The sequence below is a fragment of the Rhodocyclaceae bacterium genome (assembly GCA_020248265.1).
Lineage (GTDB): Bacteria > Pseudomonadota > Gammaproteobacteria > Burkholderiales > CAIKXV01 > CAIKXV01.
Window position 1 is genome coordinate 266,087 of sequence record JADCHX010000004.1, and the last position, 23,987, is coordinate 290,073.

A 23,987-nucleotide genomic window follows, 5' to 3' on the forward strand; every position below is an offset into this window, starting at 1 on the left:
TTCGCGCCCGGCGATCGCCGGTCAGGCGCGATCGAGGATCGCATGCGCCGTCCGGATCGCGTCCTCGACCGCGGCCACGTCCTGCGGCGTCCACTTGCGCGGCGACGGGTTGTAGTGCACCGAGATCCACCCGGTCAGCGCCTCGCCGCGGATCACTGGCGCGAGGATCTGCGCCTTGGTGCCGTAGATCTGCATCAGTTCCTTCGGCGGCTGGAACTCGGCGTTCGCACAGTCGTCCTGCACCAGGATGCGCCGCTCGCGCTCGAGCCAGGACGCGGTCTGGGTCTTGCGCTGCTGCAGCGAGGTCTCGACCGCGATCGAGTTGATGCCTTCGCCGCGCCCTTCCGCGACCACGCCGTTGACCGCGAAGCCGTGCGCGGGCACGTCGAGGCGGATCGTCGTGCGGCTCGCGCCGACCTTGCGCAGCAGGTCGTCCATCAGTGCCTGGAATTCCGCGACCAGTGATGCTGTCGTTGCCACGTGCTGCCTCCGTTGTCTATTCGATCTTGATGCCGGCGGCCTTGATGACCTTCGCCCACTGGGCGATCTCTTCCGCGAGGCTGCGCCCCAGTTCCTCCGGCGTGCTGCTGCCCGCGACCACCGCCTGGGCCGCCAGCCGATCGCGGACCTCGGCATTGTCCACGGTCTTGCGAACCGCTGCATTCAGCGTGGCGATCACCTCCTTCGGCGTGCCGGTGGGCACGTACAGCCCGAAGATCGGCGTCACCTCGAAGCCGGGGTAGCCCGACTCGGCGATGGTCGGCACGTTCGGCATCGTCGGCAGGCGCTGCGGGCTGCTGACGCCGAGCGCGCGCAGGCGTCCCGCGTTGACCTGACCGAGCCCGGCGGTCACGGTCACGAAGCCGATCTCGGACTCGCCCGCCGCGACCGCGGCCACCGCCGGCGGACCGCCCTTGTAGGCGACATGGGTGAGTGCGCTGCCGGTCCGGCTCTTGAACAGTTCTCCCGCCAGGTGCTGGCCGGAGCCGATGCCGCCCGATGCATAGTTGAGCGCGCCCGGCTTCGCGCGCGCGAGCGCGACCACGTCCTTCACCGTCTTCACCGGCAGCGACGGATGCGAGGCGAGCAGGTAGGCGCCGGTGCCCACGCGCGACACCGGCATGAAGTCGCGAAGGGCGTCGTACGGCAGGTTCGCGTACAGGCTGCGGCTGGGTGCGAGCACCACGCTCACGCCCATGAACATCGTGTGCCCGTCGGCTGGTGCCTTCGCCGCGACCTCGGCACCGATGTTGCCGCCCGCGCCCGGGCGGTTCTCGACGATCACCGTCTGGCCGAGCGCCTCGCCGAGCCGCGGCGACAGGATGCGCGCGATCACGTCGCCGGCACCGCCGGCCGGGAATGCGTCGATGATGCGCACCGGCCGGGTGGGGAAGCCCTGTGCCAGCGCATCGACCGGTGCCAGCGGGACAAGACCTGCAAGGCCGGCCAGCAGTGCCAGCCCGGTGTTCGCGAAGCCTGCTACAGGTGCTGTCTGAACCATGCGGCGGTCTCCTGGTGGATGATGCTGGCAGTGGCGGGGTTGCGGAACTCGTAGGTATCGTAGTGTCCGGCACCGGGCAGCCGCACCAGCCGGCGCGGTTCGCGGCAGCGCTCGAAGCAGGCGAGCTGTTCCTCGACCGGGACCAGCGCGTCACGGTCGGCCCAGAACATAAGCACCGGCCGTGGCGCGATGCGGTCGACCACCCATTCGGGGCGGTAGCGCATGCAGGCCTCGGCGCTCTCCAGGTCGATGTCCTCCGCCGGCAGCGGCTGTCCCTCCGGGAACTGCGCGGCGCGGGTGCGCAGCGCATCCGGGTCGCGCAGCATGATCTCGCCACGCTGCACGATCGCCGGCGTGCCTTCGCGCACCCGGCGCCGCGCATCGGCGTCCACGCGGTCGCGGAATTCCAGCCACTCCCAGGGGCGCCGCAGCAGGCGCAGCCAGCGCTCGCCGTTGGTCACGGCCGCGCTGGTCACCAGCACCTTCACCCGCTCGTCGTGGGCCGTGACCCAGATGCCGTGCGCGCCGCCGAAGCTCGTGCCGAACACGCCCAGCCGCTGCGGATCGATGCCGGGGATCGTCTGCATGAACGACAGCGCATCGAACGCGTCCTGTGCCTGCTCCAGCGGACGGTGTCGGCCGCGGATGCCTTCGCTCTTGCCATGGCCGCGGTAGTCGAAGGTGAACACGAACCAGCCGTCGGCGCACAGCCGGCGCACCAGGTGGATGCAGTCGAAGTGCGGGTTGCCGCCGTAGCCGGCGAGCACCAGGATGGCGGGACGGGGCGGGTCGCCGACCTTCCAGTCGGGCGGCTGGTGGAGGTAGCCAACGATGCGCAGGCCATCGCTGAAGAAGGAGACTTCGGAGTCGGCCATGGGTTGTCCCGTACTGTCCCGTCCCTGTGAACGAATCAGCATACTACGGTACGCTCGGACGCACGAGACCGACGGAAAGGACGCCATGATGAGTGCCGACGGATTGCCCCGCGGGCCTGCCTACCTCCAGACACTGTCGACCTGGCTCGCGCGCACCCGGCTGGAAGACCTGCCGCCGGAGATCGTCGAGCGCGGCCGCTGGATCATGGCCGACTGCATCGGTGCGGTGGTCGGCGGGCTGCGCGTGCCTGAGATGCAGGCCTTCATGGACAAGCACCTCGCCGACGGCGGACCCTGTCCGGCTTCGGTGCTGGCCAGCGGCCGGCGCACCGAACCGCTGAAGGCCGCGCTGGTGAACGGCATGGCTGGCACCTGGCTCGAGCAGGACGAAGGCAACCTGCATGCCGGCGGCGGCCACCCCGGCATCCAGCTCGCCACCGCGACGCTCGCCGCCGCACAGCAGCGCAATTCCAGCTTCGGCGACATGCTGCTTGCGTTCATCCTCGGCTACGAGGCCTCGTCGCGGGTGAGCCGTGCATCGAAGCTGAAGCTGGTGTTCCATCCGCATGCGACCTCGGGCCCGATCGGCGCGGCAGTGGCGGTTGCGAAGCTCGACCATGTCGACGCTGCCGAGATGATGACCACCCTGAACGTGGGCGCGACGCTGGGCATCGCCACCTCGCGCAATGCGATCCTCGAAGGCGTGACGGTACGCAACGCCTATGCCGGCCTGAGCAACTACATGGGCCTGTTCTCGCGGCAGATGGTCCAGTGCGGCTTCACCGGCGAGTTCGACGGCGTGGCCAGCGCGCATGGCAAGGGCGGCTTCTCCGACGTGATCGACCGTGACCATGTGGTCGAGCGGCTGGGCGAGTTCTGGGTGATCGCGCGCAGCTACTTCAAGATCCATTCGTCCGGCCGCTATGCGCACTCGGGCATCGACCTCGCCGAGCAGGCGGTGCGCGACGCACCGGGCGGGAAGATCGATCCTGAATCGATCGAGCGCATCGATTTCAGCACCTACTTCCACGCGAAGATGCTCGACCGGCAGGACATCGACACCAGCTTCGGCGCGCGCTTCTCGATCCCGTTCGGCGTCGCGACGATGATCTACCACGGTGGTCCGGACCTCGAGAATTTCGAGGATGCGGCGGTGGCCAACCCGGTGATCCAGTCGCTCGCCCGGCGCGTGTTCGTCACCGAGAACCCGGAGTACACGAAGGTCTCGCTCGGCATGCAGAAGACCGACATGAAGATCACCTTCCGCGACGGGCGCACCTACGAGGCCCATGCCGATTACATCCGCGGCGAGCCGCAGAACCCGCATCCGCCGGAGGCGCTGCGCGGGAAGTTCATCCGGATCACGCGCGATACCTGGGGCGAGGCGCATGCGGCACGGGTGCACGATGCGATCATGGGCGCGGCGCCCGGTGCTTCGTTCCAGGCGTTCGCCGACGAAAACCGGCTTTAGCCTGCCGTGGGGTCACCTGCCGTGGGGTCAGGTCTTGAGTTTTGCATCGCAGGCGTAAGGCCCAAGAACCCAACCGGGCCAGGATGCAAAACTCAAGACCTGACCCCCACACGGTTTGACTTTCGCGGTGCTATGCTGGCCCGATGATGATGCACATGTCTTCGCCGGTGAACCGGCTCCTCCCGGTACCGGCCCGGTCATGCCGCGATGTCGCACGGCCGTCGCCGCTGCTCTGCGCCGTGTTCGCTGCAGCAGCGACGCTGGCGCTGGCCCTGCCCGCCGCAGCCCAGCAATGGCCTGCCAGGGGCATCATCGTCGTGTCGCCGTTCGCTCCGGGCGGTGCCAACGACCTTATCGCGCGCACGATGTCGGCCAAGCTCGCCGAGGCGCTGGGCGTCGCGGTCACGGTCGAGAACCGGGGTGGCGCTGGCGCCACGATCGGCACTGCCTACGTGGCACGAGCGGCGCCGGACGGCTACACCCTGCTGGTGGCCGGCCAGAGCAGCCTCGCGTTCGCGCCTCACCTGTACGCGAAGCTGTCCTACGATTCGCTGCGCGACTTTGCGCCGATCATGAACGTCGCGCTCGGTCCGTATGCGCTGACCGTGAACGCGCGCGTGCCGGCGAAGACCGTGGCCGAGTTGATGAAGATCGCGCGCAGCAAGCCGCAGGCGCTGACCTTCGCCACCTCGGGTGCCGGCTCGGTTTCGCATCTCACGATGGAAACGCTGACCGCCTCGACCGGCATCGACCTGGTGCACGTGCCCTACAAGGGCATGGTGCCCGCGATCACCGCGATGACCAGCGGCGAGGTCGACATGATGTTCGCCGACCTGGGGCTGGTGCAACCGATGGTGCAGGCCGGCAAGCTGCGCGTGCTGGCGGTGTCGGGCCGTAACCGTTCCATCGCCGAGCCTTCGCTGCCCACGATGGTCGAGTCTGGCTACAAGGAAGTCGTCGGCGAGGGCCGCTTCGGCTTCCTCGCGCCGGCCGGCACGCCGAAGGAGATCATCGCGCGGTTGCACGGCATCCTGGCCACGGCGGTGAAGGGCCAGGATGTGCGCGATCGTTTTGCCAAGCTCGGCTACGAGCCCACCAGCGACACGCCGGAGCAGTTCGCGGCGCTGATGAAGGCCGAACATGAACGCTTCGGCAGGCAGATCCGCCAGTTGAAGATCAAGGCCGAGTAGAGGAGACACCATGCTGACCCCAGATCCGCAGGCATTCAACGCGATGCCGCCGGTGAACGCCAACGAGACCTTCCTGACCGCCCAGTATTTCCAGGCGGTGGACAACATGATCAAGGTGTTCGCGATCCGGCCGGATGACAGGCTGCTGTTCCTGTCCGACTTCCTGATCGACCCGCGCGTGTTCCATGCCATCGAGGGCATCGCGCGTGCACGCGGCGTCCGGCCCGAGATGTACATGAGCAGCGACTGGAACACCGGCGTGTTCCCGGAAGAGCTGAAGCCGGTCTACGAGAAGGCGACGCTGGTCGTCTCGACCTGGTTCGCCTCGATCGGCGATGCGTACTGCCTGAAGGTGCGCAAGGACACTGGGCAGCGTACGGTCAAGATGACCTACTTTCGCAACATCGACGTGCTGAAGACGCCGCAGGCGCGCTTCCCGGCGGAGCTGGTCGGCGAGATCACCCGCGCCACGCGCGACATGTATCCGAAGGGCGAGTCGTTCGCGCTGAAGATCACCGACCCGCGCGGCACCGACTGGACGGCGAACTTCACGCCCGAGATGCGCGAGAACATGCTGAGCTCCAACCGCTGGCGTGGACAGACCACGGCCGAGGAAGCCGGTGCCTACGTGCACTGGGTACCGACGCACGGGCCGAACGTCTATGACCGCACCACGCTCGGCAAGAAGATGGATCGTGGCGCGACCCGCAACGACGTGAACGGCATCGTCTACCCGCAGAGCGCGGTCGGCTTCCCGAAGCCGTTCGCCGAGAAGATCGGCGTCGTGTTCGAGAACGACCGCATCGTCGAGGTTCGCGGCCGTTCGGAAGAGGCGGTGATCCTGCGCGACATGCTGGTCGGTGGCGTGCTGGTGGAACTCGGCTGCGGCTTCAACCCGAAGGCGCCGCGGCAGGGCATCTACCCGGCCGGGTCCAACTCGCCAGGCGCGCTGCACTTCGGCATCGAGCTCGAGAAGCCGTGCGCATACATCCAGCGCGCGATGCCGAACTGGGAAGAGCCGCCGATCCACATGGACCTGGTCTGCCTCGACTCCACCGTCACCGCCGGGCCGAACCTGCTGGTGCAGGACGGCCTGCTCACCGCGCTGCGCAGCCCGCAGGTGATCGAGGCGGCGCGCCGCTTCGGCGATCCGGTCGACCTGCTCGAGGGATGGCCGGACTGATCGGCCGGCTTCCGACCTGCGGCTGCCTGCGGCGATGAAGAAGCCGAAGGTGGCCGCGGCCGGGACGGCTGCAGCGCTCCACCAGCGCCTGTATGCGGCGATCGCGTCGTTCGAGTGCATCGAAGGCTGCACCGACTGCTGCGGCCCGGTGCCCTGGAGTGCGTGGGAGCTGAAGCAGGCCGGGCTGGCGGAGCCCCCTGCCGAGCGCGCAGACCAGGCCTGCGTGTTCTCGCTGGCCGGACACTGCGGCATCCACGAACGGCGTCCGCTGATGTGCCGGCTGTACGGCGCGGTGGAGGACATGCGCTGCCCGCATGGCCGTGGTCCGCTCGAGCCGCTGCCGGCCGCCGAGGGCCATGAACTGGTTCGCCGCTACAAGATCGCGAACGGAATGAAGTGATCGCGGCTCAGGTCAGCCTGGCCGTGACCTCGATCTCGAGCCGCTTGCCCTGGCGCGTGCCGACGAAGGTGTAGTCCACCTGCGGGATCGCGACCGGTACCGCCTCTGCGAAGCGCGTCTTCAGCATCACCAGCGATTCGTCATGGTGCAGCAGGAAGGATGCTTTCGCGACGTCGCTCCAGCGTGCCCCACCGTCGGCCAGCGTATCCGTGATGCGCTGGATGATCACCGGGAACTGCCCGTCGAAGGTCGGGTTCGTCATGTCGGTCACACCGGACAGGAACAGGATGCCGCCCCAGCTCATCCGGCGCAGCACGACGGTCGGCGGGTCGTACTCCTTCATCACCTTCGGCCCGTCACCGGGGCGGGGCACCATCGCCAGCAGGTCGATCGAGATCCTTGCCCGGTCGCCGAGCCGTCCGGTCCAGATATGGCTGGAGCTGACCGAACGGGCCGGGCCGTCCAGCACGCGTCGGCGGGCGAGGTTGGCGGCTACCCAGGTGTCCATGTCGCGGGTGAACATGCGGGTGCGAACGACCTGCTCCAGCCCGAAGCCGAACGCCGACAGTTCCTGCGCGAAGCGGGCGAGCAGGGCGCGAGTCTCGTCCTCGACGCTGCCCTCGCCGGTGCCCTCGCAGGACAGCGACACGAAATCCCGGCCCAGCCAGGGGAACAGCTTCAGGCGCATCGGTGCGGTCTCCATGCAGGCCCCCGGCGGCCGGATGGCGGGCGGCGGCGCTGCGATTCTATTCCGGCCGGATCCCCGCCGCTTCGGCGAGCTTCGCCACCATCGCGAGCTGCGCGGTGAGGTAGCGGTCCATCTCAGTCGGGGACATCGCGGGCATCGGTTCGCCGCCCATCGATGCCCACTGCTGCATCGATTCGGGCAGCGCGACCGCGCGCCGCACGGCGGCATTGACCAGGTCGACCACCGGCCGTGGCGTCCTTGCCGGGGCGACCAGGCCGAACCAGGGATCCCAGCGGTAGCCGGCGACGCCCGCCTCGGCCAGGGTCGGCACGTCTGGCAGCGCGGCGATCCGGCTGCCCGATGTCACGCCCAGCGCCAGCGCGCGGCCATCCTTCATGAACGGTGCGACAGTCGAAACTGGTGAAAGCGTGAACTGCACGCGCCCTGCGACCACCTCGGTCATCGCTTCCGGGATGCCCTTGAACGGGATGTGGCGGGCCTCGATCGCGGACAGATTGACGAACAGTTCGGCGGCGAAGTGCGTGCCGCTGCCGATGCCGCCAGAGGAGAACAGCAGTTGTCCCGGCTTCGCCTTCGCCAGGGCGACCAGTTCCTTCGCCGAGCGCACGCCCAGCGCCGGGCTCACCGCCAGCACCGAGGGCACCAGCACGGTCATCGCCACGCCGGCGAAATCCTTCAGCGTGTCGTACGGCACCCGGGCATACAGCGAAGGGGCGATCACGTGCGAAGCCGAGATCGACAGCAGGGTGTGGCCGTCCGGGTTGGCGCCGGCGACCAGGGCTGCCGCGACCATGCCGCCGGCACCGGGACGGTTGTCGGCGATCACCTGCTGCTTCCATGAATCAGCGAGGCGTTGTCCGACCACGCGCGCGGAGATGTCGACCACGCCGCCGGGCGAGGAGCCGATGACGATGCGCACCGGGCGGCTCGGCCATGCAGCCGCCGGATCGGCTGCGGCGGCCAAGGTCGGCAGCCCGGCGGCAAGCAAGCCCGTCGCCGCGAGCGCCGCCGCGCGGGCGTTCATTCCGGCTGGATTCCCGCGGCCTTGATCACCTTGCCCAGCCGATCGAAATCGAGGCGCACCCGGTTGTCGAGTTCCTTGGCCGTCGCGACCCAGGGCTCGGCGCCCAGCGTCGCGAACCGCTCGCGCAGGTCGGGCGAGGCGAGCGACTTGTTGAGCACGTCCGCCAGCCGCTGCACGATCGGTTGCGGCAGGTTGGCCGGGCCGTGCAGCGCAGACCAGAAGATCAGCGTGGCATCCGGAAAGCCGGCCTCGGCGATCGTCGGCACGTCCGGGAAGGCCGCCGAGCGGCTCGGGGAAAGCATCGCCAGCGGGCGGATGCTGCCGGACTTCAGGTGCTGCATCATCGACGGCAGCGTATCGATCACCATCGTGATCGAGCCGCTGATCGCATCCGGATAGGCGACCGCGACGGTCTTGAACGGGATGTGCGTCATGTCGACGCCGGCCGACAGGCCGAGGATCTCGCCGGTGAGGTGGCCGATGCTGCCGACGCCGGACGAGCCGTAGATCACCTTGCCCGGGTTGCCCTTCGCACGCGCGATCACGTCCTTCACCGTCTTCATCGGCTGGTTCGCACCGACCGCCATCGCGCTGGTCGAGAGGGCCACGCCGCCGATCGAGGTGAACGCGGTGGACGGATTGAACGGCAGCTTCTTCAGCATGTGCGGCGAGATCGCATGCGCGCCGATGCTGGAGAACAGGATGGTGTAGCCGTCGGGCGTGGAGTTCGCCACGAAGTCGGAGCCGATCACGCCGGCGGCACCGGCGCGGTTCTCGACCGCGATCGCCTGCCCGATCAGCTCGGACATCTTGGCGGCGAGCGTGCGGCCGAGGATGTCGGACACGCCACCTGCGCCGTAGGGGACGATCAGGCGCAATGGCCGGGCGGGATAGGCGCCGGCTGCACTCTGTGCGAATGCAGGGGCCGCCATCGCGGCAGCGAGGAGGAATGCGACGGCTTCGGCGGAACGCTTGCGGGCAGTCATGGCGGTGCTCCTCTCTATGGTCGCTGCGAGCAAAAAAGCAACATGCGTACCACGGGGTCCATGCCGGCGCCGACCGTGCAGGCCGGGGCCGTGACCCTGCCCGCCATGGTACGCCGGTGCATCACGCTGGTGCACCCCCGCCGCCGGCGTGCCCGTGCCAGTGCATCCGTCAATCTGTGATCACAGTCCCGGTGGCAACAGTTGCCAAGCCGACGTGCATCGCGGTACCTTGGACGCTGCACGCGCTCGCGTGCAGCACCCGGGAGAGCCTCGATGCATGCGACCGTCCAGTACACGCGCTGCAACCCTGCACGGCCCGGCTGCCTTGCGCGCGCCTTCGGTGTTGCCGTCTCCGCGCTGCTGCCTGCACTGGCGGCGGTGCCTGCGCTGGCACAGCCATCCGGGCCGCAGCTGCCGAAGCAGGTTCAGCTGGTGGTGCCGTTCGCACCCGGCGGCAGCACCGACCTGTTCGGCCGCGTCCTCGCGCAGCGGCTGGCGCTGCGCACCGGCGGCACCGTGCTGGTCGAGAACCGGCCGGGCGCCGGCGGCATGGTCGGCGCGGAGTACGTGAGCCGGGCGGCACCTGATGGTTCGGTGCTGATGTTCACCGCATCCGACCTGTCGACCGGTGCAGCCACCCGCAAGACCCTGCCGTTCGATGCCGAGAAGGGGCTGGCCGCGGTCGGCATGGTGGCCACCGGTCCGATGCTGCTGGTGGTCGGTGGCGATTCGTCCTACCGCAGCGTCGAGCAGCTGCTCGATGCGGCCCGGCAGGCAAAGGGATCGCTCAACTACGGTTCGGCGGGCATCGCATCGCTGCACCACCTGTCGGGCGAACTGCTGACTGCGCTGTCGAAGGTCGAGATGGCGCACGTTCCCTACAAGGGCAGCGCACCGGCAGTGCAGGACCTGATCGCGGGACGCATCCAGGCGATGGTGGCCAGCATCCCGGCGACGATCGGCCACATCAAGGGCGGCCGCCTTCGTGCGCTGGCGGTGACCACGCCAGACCGCTCGCGCTTCCTGCCGGAACTGCCGACCCTCGCGGCGACCCTGCCCGGCTACCAGGTCGACATCTGGTGGGGCGTGTTCGCGCCGGGCACGGCGCCGCAGGCGCTGCTCGACCGGCTGAACGGCGAGCTGCGCGCAGTAGTCGGCTCGCCCGAGATGCGCGAGACCTTCGATCGCGAAGGCGCAGAGCCTGCCGCGATGAATGCCGCGGAGTCGAACGCGTTCTATCGTGCGGACATCGCGAAGTGGCGCGGCATCGCCCGCCAGCGTTCGATCGTGGTCGAGTGAGGAGGCACTGATGGCTGGCATCCCTGAAATGACGAAGGTCGCGTTGCCGGCAGGCGTGGCCGTGCGTGCGCTGTCGCCGGCGCTGGGCGCGGAAGTGCGCGGCCTCGACCTGTCGGTGCCGCTCGACCGCGAGGCGGTCGGCCTGGTCCGCGGACTGCTGTACGAGCACTGCGTGCTGCTGGTGCCCGGGCAATCGCTCGATGAAGCGCAGCAGGTGCGGTTCGGCGAATGCTTCGGCGCGCTCGGGCGCACGCTGGGTACGTTCGACATCCTGCGCAACGTGCATCCGGCCATCATGTACGTGACCAACGAGAAGGCCGACGGCAAGTACATCGGTGCACTGCCCGATGGCGAGATGTTCTTCCATTCCGACAAGTGCTACGTCGAGCATCCGTGCGTCGCCACCATGCTCTACGCGATGCAGGTGCCGTCCTCGGGCGGCGACACGCTGTTTGCCAACCAGTACAAGGCCTGGGACGCGTTGCCGGAGACGATGCAGCAGCGCCTCGAGGGCCTGTCCGCGGTGAACACCTACGAGCCCGGCGGCATCGATACCTACGCCACGCCGATCAGCAAGGCAACGCCGTCGCCGACGGCGTATACCTGGGCCCATCCGGTGGTGCGCACCCATCCCGGCACCGGTCGCAAGGCGTTGTACGTGAACCGCCTGATGACCGAATACATCGTCGGCATGCCGCGCGCCGAGAGCGACGCGCTGCTCGAAAGCCTGTTCGACCACCAGGAACAGCAGGCGTTCATCTACGCCCACAAGTGGACGCCGGGCGACGTGCTGATCTGGGACAACCGCTGCGTGCTGCATGCACGCAGCAACTTCGATGCGGGCGAGGCGCGCAAGCTTCGCCGCGTGACGGTGGATACGGAAGACCTGCTCCAGTGAATACCTACGACTACATCATCGCCGGCGCCGGTACCGCCGGATGCACGCTCGCCGCACGGCTGAGCGAAGACCCGGCCGTGCGCGTGCTGCTGCTCGAGGCCGGCGGCGCAGACGACCGGCATCCGCTGGTGCGCATCCCGCTCGGCGTCGGGAAGCTGTACGAGCACGAGATGTTCGACTGGGGACTGTCGAGCGAGCCCGAGCCGAACCTGCACGGTCGCACGCTCGAGGCGATGCGCGGCAAGCTGCTCGGGGGCTCGTCCAGCATCAACATGATGACCCACACCCGGGGGGCGCGCGGCGACTACGACCGCTGGGCGCGCAACGGTGCCACCGGCTGGTCCTACGACGAGGTACTGCCGTACTTCCGCCGGCTCGAGGACTGGGAGGGCGGCGACAGCCAGTATCGTGCGGCGGGCGGCCCGGTGCAGGTGCGGCGCGGCCGCTTCCGCGATCCGCTGAACGAGGCCTGGAAGGCGGCCGGCAAGCTGCACGGCTTCGAGACCAACACCGACTACAACGGCGAGACCAACGAGGGTTTCGGGCTCGGCCAGTATTTCATCCACGAGGGCCAGCGGGTATCGGCCGCGCGCGCCTACCTGCGCCCGGCGATGCAGCGGCCCAACCTCACGGTGGCCACGCATGCGCATGCGGTGCGGGTGCTGTTCGAAGGCACGCGCGCGACCGGCATCGAGTACGTGCAGGACGGCGCGACCGTGCGTGCGCTGGCCGATGCAGAGGTGATCCTCTCTGCAGGCAGCTTCAACACGCCGCAGGTGCTGATGCTGTCCGGCATAGGCCCTGCGGACGAACTGAAGGCCCATGGCATCCGGATGCGCGCCGACCTGCCGGTGGGCACCAACCTGCAGGACCATCTGGCGGTGATGATCCGCTGGGAGCGCACCGGCCACGGGCCGTTCCGCGCGCAGATGCGCTTCGACCGGATGGCGGTCGACATGCTGCGTGCCTGGGCCTTCGGTACCGGACCGGCAACGATGCTGCCGAGCGACCTGTTCGCGTTCGTGCGCACCCGCGGCGGCATCGACGTGCCGAACATCGAGTTCATGTTCCGCTGCGCGGTGATCGATCCCTACCTGTGGTTCCCCGGCATCCGTCCCGGCTACACCGACGGCTACGGCATCCGGCCGACGCTTCTGCATCCGCGCAGCCGGGGCAGCGTCCGGCTGCGCTCGCCCGATCCGCGCGACAAGGTGCGCATCTCGTTCAACGCCTTCGACGACCCGCAAGACCTGGCGGAACTCTACGAAGGCTACGAGTGCGCACGCGAGGTCGGCTATTCCGCGCCGATGGCCGGTTTCCGCGGCCGGCAGCTCGCGCCCGATCCGAAGCTCGACTCGCGCGCGGCGATCGAGGAGTGGATCCGCCGCACGGTGATCACCGCGCACCACCCGGCCGGTACCTGCGCGATGGGCAGCGACGCGCGCAGCGTGGTCGACACCGAGCTGCGGGTTCGTGGCGTCGAGCGGCTGCGGGTGGTCGATGCGTCGGTCATCCCTGACATGCCATCGGCGCACATCAATGCGGTGGTGTTCATGATCGCGGAGAAGGCGTCGGACCTGATCCGCTCGACCAAGGCAGCACCGGCCACGGTCGAGGGCGAGGCGCTGGCGACAGCCTGAGCGCGGCCTGGGTGGGCGGCATCCTGCATGGACCGGGCTTCATGCAGGAGCATGGCCGGGGCCATGGATGCCCGGCCCGGGCCTCCGTCGTACGGGATCCGGCTATGCCACCCGCGCGGACGCGAGGTCGAATGCCTCCGGCAGCAGCACCCGCCGGCGCATCCTGCCCTTGCGCAGCAGCAGCTGGTCGCGCGTGAGCAGACGCGCGGCGGGGCAGGCCGCGAGCAGTTCCCAGAGCAGCTGGTCGCCCGGGTCCGGTGCCGGCGGCGCGGGCACTGGTTGCACGGCGATGCCGCGCGCTGCCAGCCGCTCCACCAGCGCCAGCACGTCGGCCGGCTGCAGCTGCAGGCGGGCGAGCAGGGCCGGACGCAGCAGCACCGCCCGGTACTCGGACAGCAGCGCATCGGACACGAGGAACGCGATCGACCCGTCCAGCATGCCCTCGACGATCGGCGCGAGCGTGCCCGGGCCGTTCGCGGTCGGCAGGCCGCCGATCAGCACGTTGGTGTCGACGACCACGGGTCCTTGCGCCGGATCCTGCATGCCGCTCCGCGGGTGGGCCTGGTGCCCGGAGGCGGGCTACTCGGCCTTTGCGCCGGACGCCTTCACCACGGGCGCCCACCGCTCGGCTTCCCGGGTCACGAAGGCGAACATCTGCTGCGGCGTCAGTTCGCCGAGCGACTCCAGGCCGATCTGCGCATGGGCTGCACGCACCGCGGGCTCGCGCATGATGGAATACGTGGCATCGCCCAGCCGCTTGACCATGTCGGGCGGCATCCCTGCCGGGCCGGCCAGCATGAACCAGTTGGTGACCGTCACTCCGGGATAGCCGAGCTCGGTCATGGTCGGGATCTGCGGTGCCGCCGCGGCCCGCTGCGCCGAGGTCACGGCCAGCGCACGGAACGGTCCCTTCGGCTCGAGCTGGGCGATGTGTGCGCCCAGCGTGTTGATCAGCATCGTGATCTCCTGGCCGAGCAGGCTGCGCTGCGCATCGCCGGCGCCCTTGAAGCCGACATGCGAGATGTCGACCTTCGTCTCCATGCCGACCAGCACGCCCGCCAGGTGGCCGACCGAACCGATGCCGCTGGTGCCGTAGGTGAGCGCGCCCGGCTTGGCGCGGGCGGCATCCATCATCTCCTTCAGCGACCGGATCGGCGTCTGGTTGTGCACGGCGATCAGGATCGGGAACCCGCCCCAGGCGGCGATCCAGCTGAAGCTCTTCGCCACATGGTAGGGCAGGTCCGGGAACAGGCTCTGCGCCACCGCGTTCGGTCCGGTGGTGGTACCGAGCAGCGTGTAGCCGTCCGGCCGTTCCTTCGCCACCACTGCGGCGCCGATCGACCCGCCCGCCCCGGGGCGGTACTCGATCACCACCGGCTGGCCGAGCGCCTTCTCGTAATGCGGCTGCATCGGCCGCACGATCAGGTCGATCGCGCCGCCGGCCACGAACGGGCTGATCAGGCGGATCGGTTTCGCCGGCCAGGCCTGTGCCGATGCGGGCGTTGCGCAGGCGAGCAGCGCGGGCAGCAGCAGCGCCGCCGCAGCGGTGGCCACAGCGGTGCCGGCAGCCTGGCGGACGTTCGGACGGTGGGTGTTCCGGTTCATGTTGCCTCCTGTGGGCATTCGTCTGCGCACCGGTTCGCCGGGCGCCTTGCCGATCAAAGCAACCTGCATGCCACTGCGCAAGGCGCCTGCCGCGGGTTCAGCCCGGCGGCGTCGCCAGCGGATGCACGTCGCGCCAGTGCGCAGCGATCTGCCCGCGCGTGGCGAGCCAGACATCGCCACGCAGCGCCGCCAGGTGGTCGAGCACCCGCGACAGCGCCGCGATCCGCGCCGGCCGCCCGGCGATGCGCAGGTGGTAGCTGATCGTGAGCATCTTCGGTGCGCCGCGGCTGCCCTCGTCGACCAGCGCGTCGATCGCGCCGGTCACGTACTCGACGAACTCGCCCACCGTCACGAAGCCGTTCGGATGCGTGTACTTCATGTCGTTGGTGTCGTAGCAGTAGGGCACGGCGAGGATGCGCCGGCCGGTCGCGCTCTCGGCCCAGTAGGGCAGGTCGTCGTCCAGTGCGTTGCTGTCGTAGCCGAAGCCCAGGTCGATCAGCAGGTCGCGCGTCCAGGCGCTCTGCGAGCCGCGGCAGAAGAAGCCGGTCGGCCGCTGGCCGGTGGCTGATTCGATGGTGTCGACGGTGCGCACGATCGACGCGCGCTCGGTGTCCGGATCGGTGAAGTCCGAATGCGGGCGCCAGCGCCAGCCGTGCACGGCCGGCTCATGGCCGGCGGCCACGACGGCCCGCGCGATCTCCGGCACCCGTTCGACCGCGTGGCCGCACATCCACCAGGTGGACGGGACCGCATGCCGCCCGAGTGCATCGAGGATGCGCCAGACGCCGGAACGCATGCCGTAGGCGAACAGCTGCTCCTGCCCGATGTCTCGCACCCCGGGCTTGATGACGGTAGTGACTTCGCCGATCGCCTCGCCCGCCGCATCGCCGGCTTCGAGCGAGTTCTCCGCGCCTTCCTCGAAGTTCACGCAGACGGAGACGGCCAGCTTCGCGCCGCCGGGCCAGGCGGCGAATGGTGGCCGGCCGCCATAGCCGACCAGGTCGCGGGCACCCGGCTGGCGGGCGGTTGCGGGCAGTGTCATCGTACGAGCTCCTCGAGCATCCCGGTGGCGAGGCGGCAGGCCTCGGCGAAATCGTCGATCTCCATCGCCTCGTCCGCGTTGTGGCTGCCGTGGTCGTTGCGGATGAACACCATCGCGCAGGGCACGCCCTCGGCGGCGAAGATCATGCAGTCGTGCCCGGCACCGCTCGCCATGTCGGGCGCATCGATGCCCAGCTCCGAGGCCTTGCGCCGGGCGAGCGCGACCAGCGCCGGATCCATCACCGCCGCGGCGGCCTTCGTGTACGGCCCGAGTTCGAGCGTGACGCCGCGCTCCTGCGAGATGCGGCGGGCATCGGCCGACAGTGCTGCGTGCAGGTCGGCCAGCACCGCATCGTCGTAGCTGCGGATGTCGAGCGAGAAGCGGACCTCACCCGGGATCTTGGTCATCGTGTGGTGCGCCGCGTCGGTATGGAACTGTCCGATCGTGCAGACCAGGTCGCGCCCGGCTGCCTCGAACGCCTTCCAGCGCGCCTCGACGCCATGGGCCCACTCGACCGCCGCCAGCAGCGCGTCGCGTCGAGCCAGCCGGGGCACGCCGCCGGCATGGCCGTACTGGCCCAGCGCGCGGCCGTGCTTGTACCGATGGTTGCCGCGGATGCCGGTGACGACCGCGCAGCGCCGCCCGATGTCGACCAGCCATGGGCCCTGCTCGATGTGCACTTCGATGTAGGCGGCGATGCGTGACGGATCGAGCTGGCGCCGGCCCGCCTTCACTGCGTCCGGATCGAAGCCGCCTTCGCGCATGTGCTCGCCCAGGGTGCGACCGGAATCGAAGCGGACCACGGTGTCGACGACCTCAGGCTCGACCCGGCCGAAGGCCATGCGGCTGCCAAGGTAGGGTGCCGGGAACCACGACAGCTCCTCGCCGCGGATCGCCATCACGGTCACGTCCATGCGCGGCGCGATGCCGGTGCGCCGCAACCAGGCCAGTGACACCAGGCCGGCCACCACGCCTGCGGCTCCGTCGAAGTTGCCGCCATGCGGGACTGCGTCCATGTGCGATCCGAACATCACGCAGGGTGCGCTGCGGTCGCGGCCGGGCAGCGTCATGTACAGGTTGCCAGCGAAGTCGACGCTGCATTCGAGCCCGATCTCGCCCGCCCAGCCGCGCGCGAGGTCGTGCGCCATCTGCTCGCCGGGCCCCCAGGAGGCACGCGACACCCCGGGCGGATCCGCGCTGCCTGCGCGCATCTCGTCGAACAGGCGCGACGCGCGCGCGATCTCCGCGGACAGCTCGATCGGTGCGGTCGAAGTGGACGGACTCATCGGTGCTCCGTTGATGCACGGGCAGCCAGTCTAGCGCATGGGGCGTGCACGCATGCCTGCCTGCCCGGGCGCTGCGAAGCGCGGCCCTGCCGTGGCGCAGGACGGTTCAGGGCTGGGTGGGCATCGTGCCGGCCAGCCCGGAAGACCAACCGTCGAGCCGGGCCTGCAGCGTCTTCGCCGACGCCTCCGATGCGACCAGCACGAGCTTCATCGTGGCCCGGGTAGCGCCGACGAAGATGCGCCGCACCGCGCGTTCGTCGAGCGTGTCGAAGTCGATCTCGGTCAGTACCACGCAGGGCGCAGCCTGGCCCTTGAAGCGGTGCACCGAATCGATCAGCACGTCGCCTTCTGTGACTGTCGGGTTGCCGAGCAGGTCGTAGCGGCCCGTCGGTGCGCGCAGCGGGTAGGGGCCCAGCCGGTCGAACGGCGCCAGGCGTGAACTCTCGCGGCCGCGGTAGGTGACCACTGCCACATGCGATCGGCGGAAGCCCAGCCCGATGCATCGGGTGACCGCAGTGATCGTCTTCGCGATCAGTTCGGCAGTGTCGGCGTAGGTGAGGATCTCGACCTCGTAGCCGTCGACCGGGCTGCCAGCTTCCATCGGACGCGGCAGCGGCAGCATCCGGTTCAGCGTATCGACGATCCTGCGCGGCGTACGGTAGTTGATCTCCGAGCGCAGGCTGGTCCAGCCGGGCAGCGGGACTTCCGGCCGACCGTACAGGTTCTGCATCGGATCCTGGAGCCACCAGGCGCGGCCCCCGGGACGCAGCAGCCGCAGCAGGTTCGTCGCCCAGCCGGGCTGGAAATCCTGGCCCTCGTCGATGATCAGCACATCGACGCAGGATGCCTCGTCCGGCTGCCACGCGTCGAGCGTCTCTTCCAGCCGGGCGAAGGCGCCGGGCTGGCTGAAGTCCGGACGCAAGCCGAGCGAGCGGGCGACGCGGTCGCCGAGCTGGTGGTAGGTGAGGACGTCGCCGCCGTGCGGGACGATGCGGGCGACATGGTCGGCCAGCGGCCGGTTGTAGCAGACGAACAGCGGCTTCAGCCCGGCCGCCACCGCATCGCGGAACACCGCGAGTGCCAGCTGGGTCTTGCCCGAGCCGGCGGTGCCGATCACGCGCAGCCGGAACGGATCGCAGTCGATCCTGCGTGCCCAGTGCGCAAGGCCGCCGGAGAGCCGGGTATAGAGCGTCTCGGCCTCGCTCACGAAGGCATTCACCTCCGGCACCAGCTGCAGGATGTCGCCGAGGAAGCGGTGTACCTTGTCGCGCGAGGGCAGCACCTCGTTGCCGGGCCCCGCGGGTGGCAGCAGGCCGAGGATGGTCGCCACCAGCCGGTCCTTGCGCTTCGCGTCGATGATGCGCGAAGGATCGATGCCCGCCGTGCCGGGATCCTTCACCGTGTAGTCGGGGCAGTACAGCACCGCGTCGACGTACGTGGTCTCGCCCTTGCAGAACTGGCGCAGCCGCGCATGCAGTGCATCGGTCGAGCGCGCCATCTGGAAGGCGACGTGCTTCTCGCCGCTGGCATAGCGCTTCACCAGCCCGTCAGCGGACTCCTGCAGGAAGCCGGTCTTCTGCTCGACCAGCAGCAGCTTGCCGGTCGGGCCGACGATGGCGAAGTCGATCTCGCCGAAGATCGCGTGGCCTTTCTGCTCGATGCGCGTCCAGTGCACGCCATGGTAGACGGTGTAATCGTCCGGCAGTCCGCCGGCCAACTGGCCGAGCGTCTGCAGTTCCCGCTCGGCAGCCCCGGCGTTCGCCAGTTCCCGCCAGCCCTCCGGATGTACGCGTGCCATCGGCTCAGCTCCGCCGCAGCGCCGCGGTCGCGGAGAAGGTCCACGGGCGGCAGACCAGCGCGATGCCCACGCTCAGTCGTTCGCGCCGGGGAAGGGTCGCTTCCAGTTCCGCGGTCTCGTTGAACTCGGCGGCGAGCCGGTCGAGCTTGCGCTGCATCAGCGCGAGCGATGCGCGCGACACCTCGCGTACCTCGAAGCGCAGGTGCATGTCGGGTGCGCCGAGGCCGTTCAGCAGGAACTCCTGCAGCACCTTCGCCTCGTAGGCGCGGCGCACCGGGCCGTTGCGCCGCCACTGCAGGTTGCGTGCGACCTTCAGCCGTACGCGGTCGCCCGGCCCGAGGTCGATCAGGTCGATTCGTGCGAGCCGGGCGAGCAGGCGTACCAGCTCCGGCCCGGCGAGCGCGAACTGCCCGGAGATCTCGGCGACCGTCCATTCGTTCAGCAGCAGGTGGAACACGGTGAGCAGCCGCGCATCCTTCGCCAGCGCCTCTTCCTGCTGCAGGGTCAGTTCGCGCGGCAGCGTGCGTTCGCGCTGCGCGAGGCGCGCGAGCTCGAACAGGTCGGTACCCAGAACCTCGAGGATGCGGTTGAGTCGTGCCAGCGTCATCGTATGCCCGGCGAGCATCCGCTTGATGCTCGGCTCGGACAGGCCGAGCTCGGCGCCGAGCGCCTTGTAGGTGATGCCGCGCGCCTTGAGCAGCGGCTTCAGCGCGGCGAGTATCGGGTCGGTGCTGGCCATGGCGTGGCGGCGGCGAAGGTGGGGGGGATCGAGGCGATGTCCGGACGGTATCGCATTGTGATCCTTTTTTCGAAGCGGTTGGATAGTGGCCTTCCTGCCCCGAGCATCGCGGCTCCTTCCACCAGCGAGAGGGCCTCGATGTACAGCCTGCCCGTCCTGAATACCAGCAGCACCGCCTTCCCCCACTGCCACCGGGTCAACGACCGGCACTCGGGGTTGAATCCGGCAGCGGTGCTGCGCACCTTCCATCCGCGCAACCTGTTCGAAGTGGCGGCCACGGTGGCGCGCGCACGGCGTATCGGCGTCCCGGTCTCGGTCTGCGGCGGACGCCATGCGATGGGCGGGCAGCAGTTCGGCGATGCCGGCTGGCTGGTCGACCTGTCCAGCTGCAACCGCGTGCTGCAGTTCGATGTACAGCGCGGGCTGATCGAGGTCGAGGCGGGCATGCAATGGCCGGAGCTGCTGCAGGCGCTCGATCGCCTGCAGCCCGTAGCGGCTGGCGGGGACGTCGCGCCGTGGACGTTCCGGCAGAAGCAGACCGGTGCCGACCGGCTGTCGATCGGCGGTGCCCTGTCTGCCAACATCCACGGCCGCGGCCTGGACTTCGCGCCGTTCGTGTCCGACATCGAATCGTTCACGCTGGTGACCGCCGATGGCCAGCTGCGCCGCGTGAACCGCAGCGAGCAGCCGGATCTGTTCCGGCTGGCTATCGGTGGCTACGGGCTGTTCGGCATCGTCGGCTCGGTCACGCTGCGGCTGGTGCGCCGCTGCCGGCTGCAGCGTGACGTGGAGATCGTCGAGGTCGACGGACTGATGGAGGCGTTCGACGCTCGGCGCGCGCAGGGCTGCCTGTATGGCGACTGGCAGTTCGCGATCGACCCGGCCAGCGACGGCTTCCTCACCCGGGGCGTGTTCTCCGGCTACCGGCCGCTGTCGGCGGGCGAGGCTGCATCGCCACACGTGGGGCGTGCGCAGCGCGAACTGTCCGAGGCCGACTGGAAGCGCCTGCTGCTGCTCGCGCATGTCGACAAGGCGAAGGCGTTCGACGAGTACGCCGGGTTCTACCTCGGGACGTCCGGGCAGCACTACGACTCCGACCGGCACCAGATGAGTCGCTATGTCGATGGCTACCACCGCGAGATCGACCGTCATGCCGGTTGCCGGGGTTCGGAGATGATCACCGAGCTGTACGTGCCGCGGTCGCGGCTGGCCGACTTCATGCGGGCCTGCGCGTTCGAGTTCCGCGCGCATGGCACGCAGGTCGTGTACGGCACGGTGCGACTGGTCCGCCGCGACACCGAGTCCTTCCTCGCCTGGGCGAAGCTGGACTACGCCTGCGTGATCTTCAACCTGCATGTCGACCACACGCCGGCGGGGATCGAGGCCGCCGCGGCTGCGTTCCGCCGGCTGATCGATCGTGCGACCGAACGCGGCGGCAGCTATTACCTGACCTGCCACCGGTTCGCGACGCGTGCGCAGGTGGAGGCCTGCTACCCGCAGTTCCGTGCGTTCCTCCGGCTGAAGGAGGCCTGGGACCCGGACGGCGTGTTCCAGAGCGACTGGTATCGCCACTGTCGCGCGCTGTTCGGCCGCGAGCCGGCTGGCGCCTGCACGGCGCAGCGAAGCATCGCAGCCGCAGCCGGCGGGGGCGCGCGATGAACCGCGTCCTGTTCCTCAAGGCTGCCACCATCGGCCTGCTTGTGCTCCTGCTGCTGGTGCCGCTGTCGCTGATCGAGGCCACGATCGCCGGCCGCGCTGCCTGGCGCATGCAGGTGCAGGACGACATCGCTGCAACCCATGCCGGCCCGCAGGTGGTCGCCGGTCCGGTGCTCGTGCTGCCATATGTCGAGACGACCACGACCGTCTCCTCTGCGCGGCGCGATGCCGACCCCGCAGTGGCCACGCGCAGGGTCGAGCGCTTCGTGCTCGCGTTCCCGGCCGAACTGGTCGTCGACGGCGATGTCGAGGTGGAACTGCGCCGGCGCGGCATCCACGAGGTGCCGGTGTGGCGCACGAAAACGCTGGAGCTGACCGGACGCTTCGAACCCGTAGCCCTGCCGGAGCCGCCGCCGGCGGCAGCGGGCACGACCGTGGCCATCGTCCCGGGCGAACCCTATGTCGTGTTCTCGGTGTCCGACCTGCGCGGCTTCGTGTCTACGCCCTCGATCGACATGGCCGGTGAGCGCCATGCGTTCGAGCCACGCGCCGCGCCGCCGTTCGAGGGGCCGGCGGTGCGCGCCCGCGTCGATCCGAAGCTGCTCGCGACCGGCGCACCGATCGAGTTCAGGCTGCGCAGCGACCTGGCCGGCATGCGCGAACTGTCGATCGTGCCGCTGGGCGGCGAGACGAGGGTAGCCCTGCGTTCAAACTGGCCGCATCCGAGCTTCGGCGGCCGCTTCCTGCCGATCGATCGCGAGGTCGCCCAGGAGGGCTTCAGCGCACGCTGGAGCGTTCCGGCCATCGCGACCCGCGCTCGCAGCGCACTGGTCCCGATCGAGCCGCTGGCGGGCAGTGCCGCCCGGGCGCCTGCGACGCCGGGCGACGCGTTCGGCGTGCGCCTGGTCGACCCGGTGGACATCTATGCCCAGGCGACCCGTGCGACCAAGTACGGCGTGCTGTTCGTCGTGCTTACTTTCGGCGCGTTCTGGCTGTTCGAGGCGCTGCGCGGGGTGCCCATCCATCCGATGCAGTACGGCTTCGTCGGCACAGCGCTGGCGATCTTCTTCCTGCTGCTGCTCGCGCTGTCCGAGCACCTGCCGTTTGCAGCGGCCTATGCCACCGCGGCGGTCGCCTGCGTGCTGCTGGTGACGGCCTACCTGTCGCCGGTACTGGGCGGCCGGCGCGCCGCGGCCGGCTTCGGGGCGGGATTCGCCGCCCTGCACGGCGTGTTGTACTCCGTGCTGCAACTGGAGGACACCGCCCTGCTGTGCGGCACCCTGCTGATGTTCTCCGCGCTGGCCGCAGCGATGCTTGCTTCGCGCCGGATCGACTGGACCCGCTTCGGCCTGCCGGCCCCGACCGTGCGCGATCCGGGACGTCCGTCGCGCTGACGATGGCGACGGCCGATGCTGCGCCGTTATCATCCCCGGCAGGCCGTCACGGTCGCAACCCACCGTCGTTGAAAACAAGGAGGAACGAACATGAGTGCTGTGGACAAGGCTGCCCAGATGGCCGCGCTGCCGGTGCGCGGGGACGAGGACCCGTTCGTGGTGGCTACCGGGGGGTTCTATCGCCGCTGGTTCAACCTGGTGGACGATATCGGGCCGATGCTGGAGACCGTGAAGGTGCTGAAGAGCACCGAGGACGAGGACTGGGTGCCGACCTGGAGCGCGGTGGCCGCGCGCTACGAAGCGGAAGCGGAAGCGGCACTGGCGCGCGGTGACCGTGCGGGCGCGCGCAGCGGTTTCCTGCATGCCAAGACCTACCACAGCATCGCGCGCTTCCCGTCGCCGTACTGGTCCGGTTCGACGATCTGTCCGCCGACGATGAGCGCGATCAAGACGAAGTCATACGAGGACTACCTGCGCTGCTTCGAACGTGCGGCCGCGCTCGGCGAGCATCCGCCCGAGGTGGTGCGCGTGTCGCGCGACGGCATGCATGCCACCGGCCACCTGCGCATCCCGAAGCATGCCTCGGCCACGAACAAGGTGCCGGCGGTACTCGTCATGTGCGGCGGCGACATGTACAAGGAAGACCGCGAGAAGTACGCCGACGGTGCGATGGCCGAGGGCATCGCGTCGCTGGTGGTCGATGCGCCCGGAACGGGGCAGACCAGCTTCCCGCATGCGCCCGAGTCGGTCGTGGCCTGGCAGGCGGCACTCGATCTGCTGCAGTCGCGGCCCGAGATCGACGGCGAGCGGCTGGGTGCATTCGGTGTGAGCCGCGGCGGTCTGTGGGTGATCCGCCTCGCCGCGCACGACGCACGCATCAAGGCACTGATCTCCTGCGCGCCGGGCGGTGCCGGCTACTGGGGCACCGACGAGGAACGGGCCGAGGCGCGGCGCGCTGCGGAAGAGCGTGCGCGTACCAACTGGTTCGGGCCGCGCGGCACGCGGCCGCCGGTGAAGCCGATGACCGAGGCCGCGCAGCGCGAGGAGTTCCTGCGCTGGTCGCTGAAGGACCAGGGCCTGCTCGACCGACTGACCATGCCGATGTACCTGGTCAACGGCAAGGTCGACCATCTCACCCCGATCGGCAACATCTACCTGCTCCTGGAGAGTGGCCCGGCGACCGGACGCGTGGCCCGCATCTATGCGAACGACGGCCACATCGCGGCGCGCAACGAGCGCGAATGGGGGCCGGCGGCCTGGCGCTGGCTGCGCCAGCAGCTCGCGGGCTGAG

At 69.5% G+C, this 23,987-nt stretch carries 22 protein-coding genes; 10 read left to right on the forward strand and 12 right to left on the reverse strand.

Translation table 11 applies throughout. From position 1 onward, the window contains the following. Positions 1-21 precede the first annotated feature (21 nt). The 3 genes from ING98_05005 to ING98_05015 are packed head-to-tail and all read right to left on the reverse strand — an operon-like array spanning position 22 to position 2,376. Positions 22-480: a GAF domain-containing protein gene (locus ING98_05005; protein ID MCA3101211.1), complete on the reverse strand. Its 459-nt coding sequence runs from the start codon at positions 478-480 to the stop codon at positions 22-24. A 16-nt stretch (positions 481-496) separates the two neighbouring features. Continuing rightward, entirely contained in the window at positions 497-1,501 is a 1,005-nt protein-coding gene (locus tag ING98_05010) for a tripartite tricarboxylate transporter substrate binding protein (protein MCA3101212.1), read from the reverse strand. Further along, positions 1,480-2,376 (reverse strand): alpha/beta fold hydrolase, encoded by an 897-nt coding sequence (locus tag ING98_05015; protein MCA3101213.1) that lies wholly within the window; start codon positions 2,374-2,376, stop codon positions 1,480-1,482. Before ING98_05015 ends, ING98_05010 begins: the two co-directional genes overlap by 22 nt. 88 nt (positions 2,377-2,464) lie before the next feature. Between ING98_05015 and ING98_05020 the strand changes: the two genes are divergently transcribed. The 4 genes from ING98_05020 to ING98_05035 all read left to right on the forward strand — a co-directional run bounded on the left by ING98_05020 (position 2,465) and on the right by ING98_05035 (position 6,620). Further along, positions 2,465-3,847 (forward strand): MmgE/PrpD family protein, encoded by a 1,383-nt coding sequence (locus ING98_05020; protein MCA3101214.1) that lies wholly within the window; start codon positions 2,465-2,467, stop codon positions 3,845-3,847. A gap of 155 nt (positions 3,848-4,002) precedes the next feature. Next, on the forward strand, positions 4,003-5,037 hold the full coding sequence (locus ING98_05025; GenBank protein ID MCA3101215.1) for a tripartite tricarboxylate transporter substrate binding protein: 1,035 nt from the start codon (positions 4,003-4,005) through the stop codon (positions 5,035-5,037). A 43-nt stretch (positions 5,038-5,080) separates the two neighbouring features. After that, positions 5,081-6,220 (forward strand): hypothetical protein, encoded by a 1,140-nt coding sequence (locus tag ING98_05030; GenBank protein ID MCA3101216.1) that lies wholly within the window; start codon positions 5,081-5,083, stop codon positions 6,218-6,220. Between the two features lie 34 nt (positions 6,221-6,254). Continuing rightward, positions 6,255-6,620 carry a YkgJ family cysteine cluster protein gene (locus ING98_05035; GenBank protein ID MCA3101217.1) on the forward strand — a complete coding sequence of 122 codons (366 nt, stop codon included), beginning with the start codon at positions 6,255-6,257 and terminating at the stop codon, positions 6,618-6,620. A 7-nt stretch (positions 6,621-6,627) separates the two neighbouring features. On the opposite strand, the gene ING98_05040 is transcribed toward ING98_05035, so the two are convergent. Genes ING98_05040 through ING98_05050 form a run of 3 tightly spaced genes read right to left on the reverse strand, consistent with a single transcriptional unit; the run spans position 6,628 to position 9,339 of the window. Next, on the reverse strand, positions 6,628-7,323 hold the full coding sequence (locus ING98_05040) for a RidA family protein (GenBank protein ID MCA3101218.1): 696 nt from the start codon (positions 7,321-7,323) through the stop codon (positions 6,628-6,630). Positions 7,324-7,366: 43 nt separating this feature from the next. Continuing rightward, a complete protein-coding gene (locus ING98_05045; protein MCA3101219.1) occupies positions 7,367-8,353 on the reverse strand; it encodes a tripartite tricarboxylate transporter substrate binding protein in 987 nt (328 codons plus the stop codon). Continuing rightward, positions 8,350-9,339, reverse strand: a complete 990-nt coding sequence (locus ING98_05050) for a tripartite tricarboxylate transporter substrate binding protein (protein MCA3101220.1) — start codon at positions 9,337-9,339, stop codon at positions 8,350-8,352. Before ING98_05050 ends, ING98_05045 begins: the two co-directional genes overlap by 4 nt. Positions 9,340-9,612: 273 nt before the next feature. On the opposite strand from ING98_05050, the gene ING98_05055 reads away from it, so the two are divergent. The 3 genes from ING98_05055 to ING98_05065 are packed head-to-tail and all read left to right on the forward strand — an operon-like array spanning position 9,613 to position 13,176. After that, the gene (locus tag ING98_05055) at positions 9,613-10,638 is read left to right on the forward strand and encodes a tripartite tricarboxylate transporter substrate binding protein (protein MCA3101221.1); all 1,026 of its coding nucleotides are present in this window, start codon (positions 9,613-9,615) and stop codon (positions 10,636-10,638) included. A gap of 10 nt (positions 10,639-10,648) precedes the next feature. Continuing rightward, positions 10,649-11,536: a TauD/TfdA family dioxygenase gene (locus ING98_05060; protein ID MCA3101222.1), complete on the forward strand. Its 888-nt coding sequence runs from the start codon at positions 10,649-10,651 to the stop codon at positions 11,534-11,536. Then, positions 11,533-13,176: a GMC family oxidoreductase N-terminal domain-containing protein gene (locus ING98_05065; protein ID MCA3101223.1), complete on the forward strand. Its 1,644-nt coding sequence runs from the start codon at positions 11,533-11,535 to the stop codon at positions 13,174-13,176. The genes ING98_05060 and ING98_05065 overlap by 4 nt, the downstream gene beginning before the upstream one ends. A 102-nt stretch (positions 13,177-13,278) precedes the next feature. Here ING98_05065 and ING98_05070 read toward each other — a convergent pair whose 3' ends face one another. The 6 genes from ING98_05070 to ING98_05095 form a co-directional block, all read right to left on the reverse strand. After that, positions 13,279-13,719: a PIN domain-containing protein gene (locus ING98_05070; protein ID MCA3101224.1), complete on the reverse strand. Its 441-nt coding sequence runs from the start codon at positions 13,717-13,719 to the stop codon at positions 13,279-13,281. Between the two features lie 36 nt (positions 13,720-13,755). After that, positions 13,756-14,781: a tripartite tricarboxylate transporter substrate binding protein gene (locus ING98_05075; GenBank protein MCA3101225.1), complete on the reverse strand. Its 1,026-nt coding sequence runs from the start codon at positions 14,779-14,781 to the stop codon at positions 13,756-13,758. Between the two features lie 97 nt (positions 14,782-14,878). Next, the gene (locus ING98_05080) at positions 14,879-15,823 is read right to left on the reverse strand and encodes a polysaccharide deacetylase family protein (GenBank protein MCA3101226.1); all 945 of its coding nucleotides are present in this window, start codon (positions 15,821-15,823) and stop codon (positions 14,879-14,881) included. Next, the gene (locus ING98_05085) at positions 15,820-17,109 is read right to left on the reverse strand and encodes a Zn-dependent hydrolase (GenBank protein MCA3101227.1); all 1,290 of its coding nucleotides are present in this window, start codon (positions 17,107-17,109) and stop codon (positions 15,820-15,822) included. The genes ING98_05080 and ING98_05085 overlap by 4 nt, the downstream gene beginning before the upstream one ends. Before the next feature lie 106 nt (positions 17,110-17,215). Continuing rightward, entirely contained in the window at positions 17,216-18,907 is a 1,692-nt protein-coding gene (locus ING98_05090; GenBank protein ID MCA3101228.1) for an ATP-binding domain-containing protein, read from the reverse strand. A 4-nt stretch (positions 18,908-18,911) separates the two neighbouring features. Further along, positions 18,912-19,646, reverse strand: coding sequence for a helix-turn-helix transcriptional regulator (locus ING98_05095; GenBank protein MCA3101229.1), 735 nt, complete (start codon positions 19,644-19,646; stop codon positions 18,912-18,914). A gap of 138 nt (positions 19,647-19,784) precedes the next feature. On the opposite strand from ING98_05095, the gene ING98_05100 reads away from it, so the two are divergent. The 3 genes from ING98_05100 (at position 19,785) to ING98_05110 (ending at position 23,986) form a co-directional block, all read left to right on the forward strand. Beyond that, the gene (locus tag ING98_05100; GenBank protein ID MCA3101230.1) at positions 19,785-21,305 is read left to right on the forward strand and encodes an FAD-binding oxidoreductase; all 1,521 of its coding nucleotides are present in this window, start codon (positions 19,785-19,787) and stop codon (positions 21,303-21,305) included. Further along, on the forward strand, positions 21,302-22,696 hold the full coding sequence (locus ING98_05105) for an inner membrane CreD family protein (GenBank protein MCA3101231.1): 1,395 nt from the start codon (positions 21,302-21,304) through the stop codon (positions 22,694-22,696). The genes ING98_05100 and ING98_05105 overlap by 4 nt, the downstream gene beginning before the upstream one ends. Positions 22,697-22,786: 90 nt before the next feature. Continuing rightward, positions 22,787-23,986, forward strand: a complete 1,200-nt coding sequence (locus ING98_05110) for an alpha/beta hydrolase (GenBank protein MCA3101232.1) — start codon at positions 22,787-22,789, stop codon at positions 23,984-23,986. Position 23,987: the final 1 nt, after the last annotated feature.

What these genes read in the sequence shown, in the direction of transcription:
- ING98_05010 (MCA3101212.1), bottom strand. Translation starts at nt 1,501, where the DNA reads ATGGTTCAGACAGCACCTGTAGCAGGCTTCGCGAACACCGGGCTGGCA.
- ING98_05015 (MCA3101213.1), bottom strand. Translation starts at nt 2,376, where the DNA reads ATGGCCGACTCCGAAGTCTCCTTCTTCAGCGATGGCCTGCGCATCGTT.
- ING98_05020 (MCA3101214.1), top strand. Translation starts at nt 2,465, where the DNA reads ATGAGTGCCGACGGATTGCCCCGCGGGCCTGCCTACCTCCAGACACTG.
- ING98_05025 (MCA3101215.1), top strand. Translation starts at nt 4,003, where the DNA reads ATGTCTTCGCCGGTGAACCGGCTCCTCCCGGTACCGGCCCGGTCATGC.
- ING98_05030 (MCA3101216.1), top strand. Translation starts at nt 5,081, where the DNA reads ATGCCGCCGGTGAACGCCAACGAGACCTTCCTGACCGCCCAGTATTTC.
- ING98_05035 (MCA3101217.1), top strand. Translation starts at nt 6,255, where the DNA reads ATGAAGAAGCCGAAGGTGGCCGCGGCCGGGACGGCTGCAGCGCTCCAC.
- ING98_05040 (MCA3101218.1), bottom strand. Translation starts at nt 7,323, where the DNA reads ATGGAGACCGCACCGATGCGCCTGAAGCTGTTCCCCTGGCTGGGCCGG.
- ING98_05045 (MCA3101219.1), bottom strand. Translation starts at nt 8,353, where the DNA reads ATGAACGCCCGCGCGGCGGCGCTCGCGGCGACGGGCTTGCTTGCCGCC.
- ING98_05050 (MCA3101220.1), bottom strand. Translation starts at nt 9,339, where the DNA reads ATGACTGCCCGCAAGCGTTCCGCCGAAGCCGTCGCATTCCTCCTCGCT.
- ING98_05055 (MCA3101221.1), top strand. Translation starts at nt 9,613, where the DNA reads ATGCATGCGACCGTCCAGTACACGCGCTGCAACCCTGCACGGCCCGGC.
- ING98_05060 (MCA3101222.1), top strand. Translation starts at nt 10,649, where the DNA reads ATGGCTGGCATCCCTGAAATGACGAAGGTCGCGTTGCCGGCAGGCGTG.
- ING98_05070 (MCA3101224.1), bottom strand. Translation starts at nt 13,719, where the DNA reads ATGCAGGATCCGGCGCAAGGACCCGTGGTCGTCGACACCAACGTGCTG.
- ING98_05075 (MCA3101225.1), bottom strand. Translation starts at nt 14,781, where the DNA reads ATGAACCGGAACACCCACCGTCCGAACGTCCGCCAGGCTGCCGGCACC.
- ING98_05080 (MCA3101226.1), bottom strand. Translation starts at nt 15,823, where the DNA reads ATGACACTGCCCGCAACCGCCCGCCAGCCGGGTGCCCGCGACCTGGTC.
- ING98_05085 (MCA3101227.1), bottom strand. Translation starts at nt 17,109, where the DNA reads ATGAGTCCGTCCACTTCGACCGCACCGATCGAGCTGTCCGCGGAGATC.
- ING98_05090 (MCA3101228.1), bottom strand. Translation starts at nt 18,907, where the DNA reads ATGGCACGCGTACATCCGGAGGGCTGGCGGGAACTGGCGAACGCCGGG.
- ING98_05095 (MCA3101229.1), bottom strand. Translation starts at nt 19,646, where the DNA reads ATGGCCAGCACCGACCCGATACTCGCCGCGCTGAAGCCGCTGCTCAAG.
- ING98_05100 (MCA3101230.1), top strand. Translation starts at nt 19,785, where the DNA reads ATGTACAGCCTGCCCGTCCTGAATACCAGCAGCACCGCCTTCCCCCAC.
- ING98_05105 (MCA3101231.1), top strand. Translation starts at nt 21,302, where the DNA reads ATGAACCGCGTCCTGTTCCTCAAGGCTGCCACCATCGGCCTGCTTGTG.
- ING98_05110 (MCA3101232.1), top strand. Translation starts at nt 22,787, where the DNA reads ATGAGTGCTGTGGACAAGGCTGCCCAGATGGCCGCGCTGCCGGTGCGC.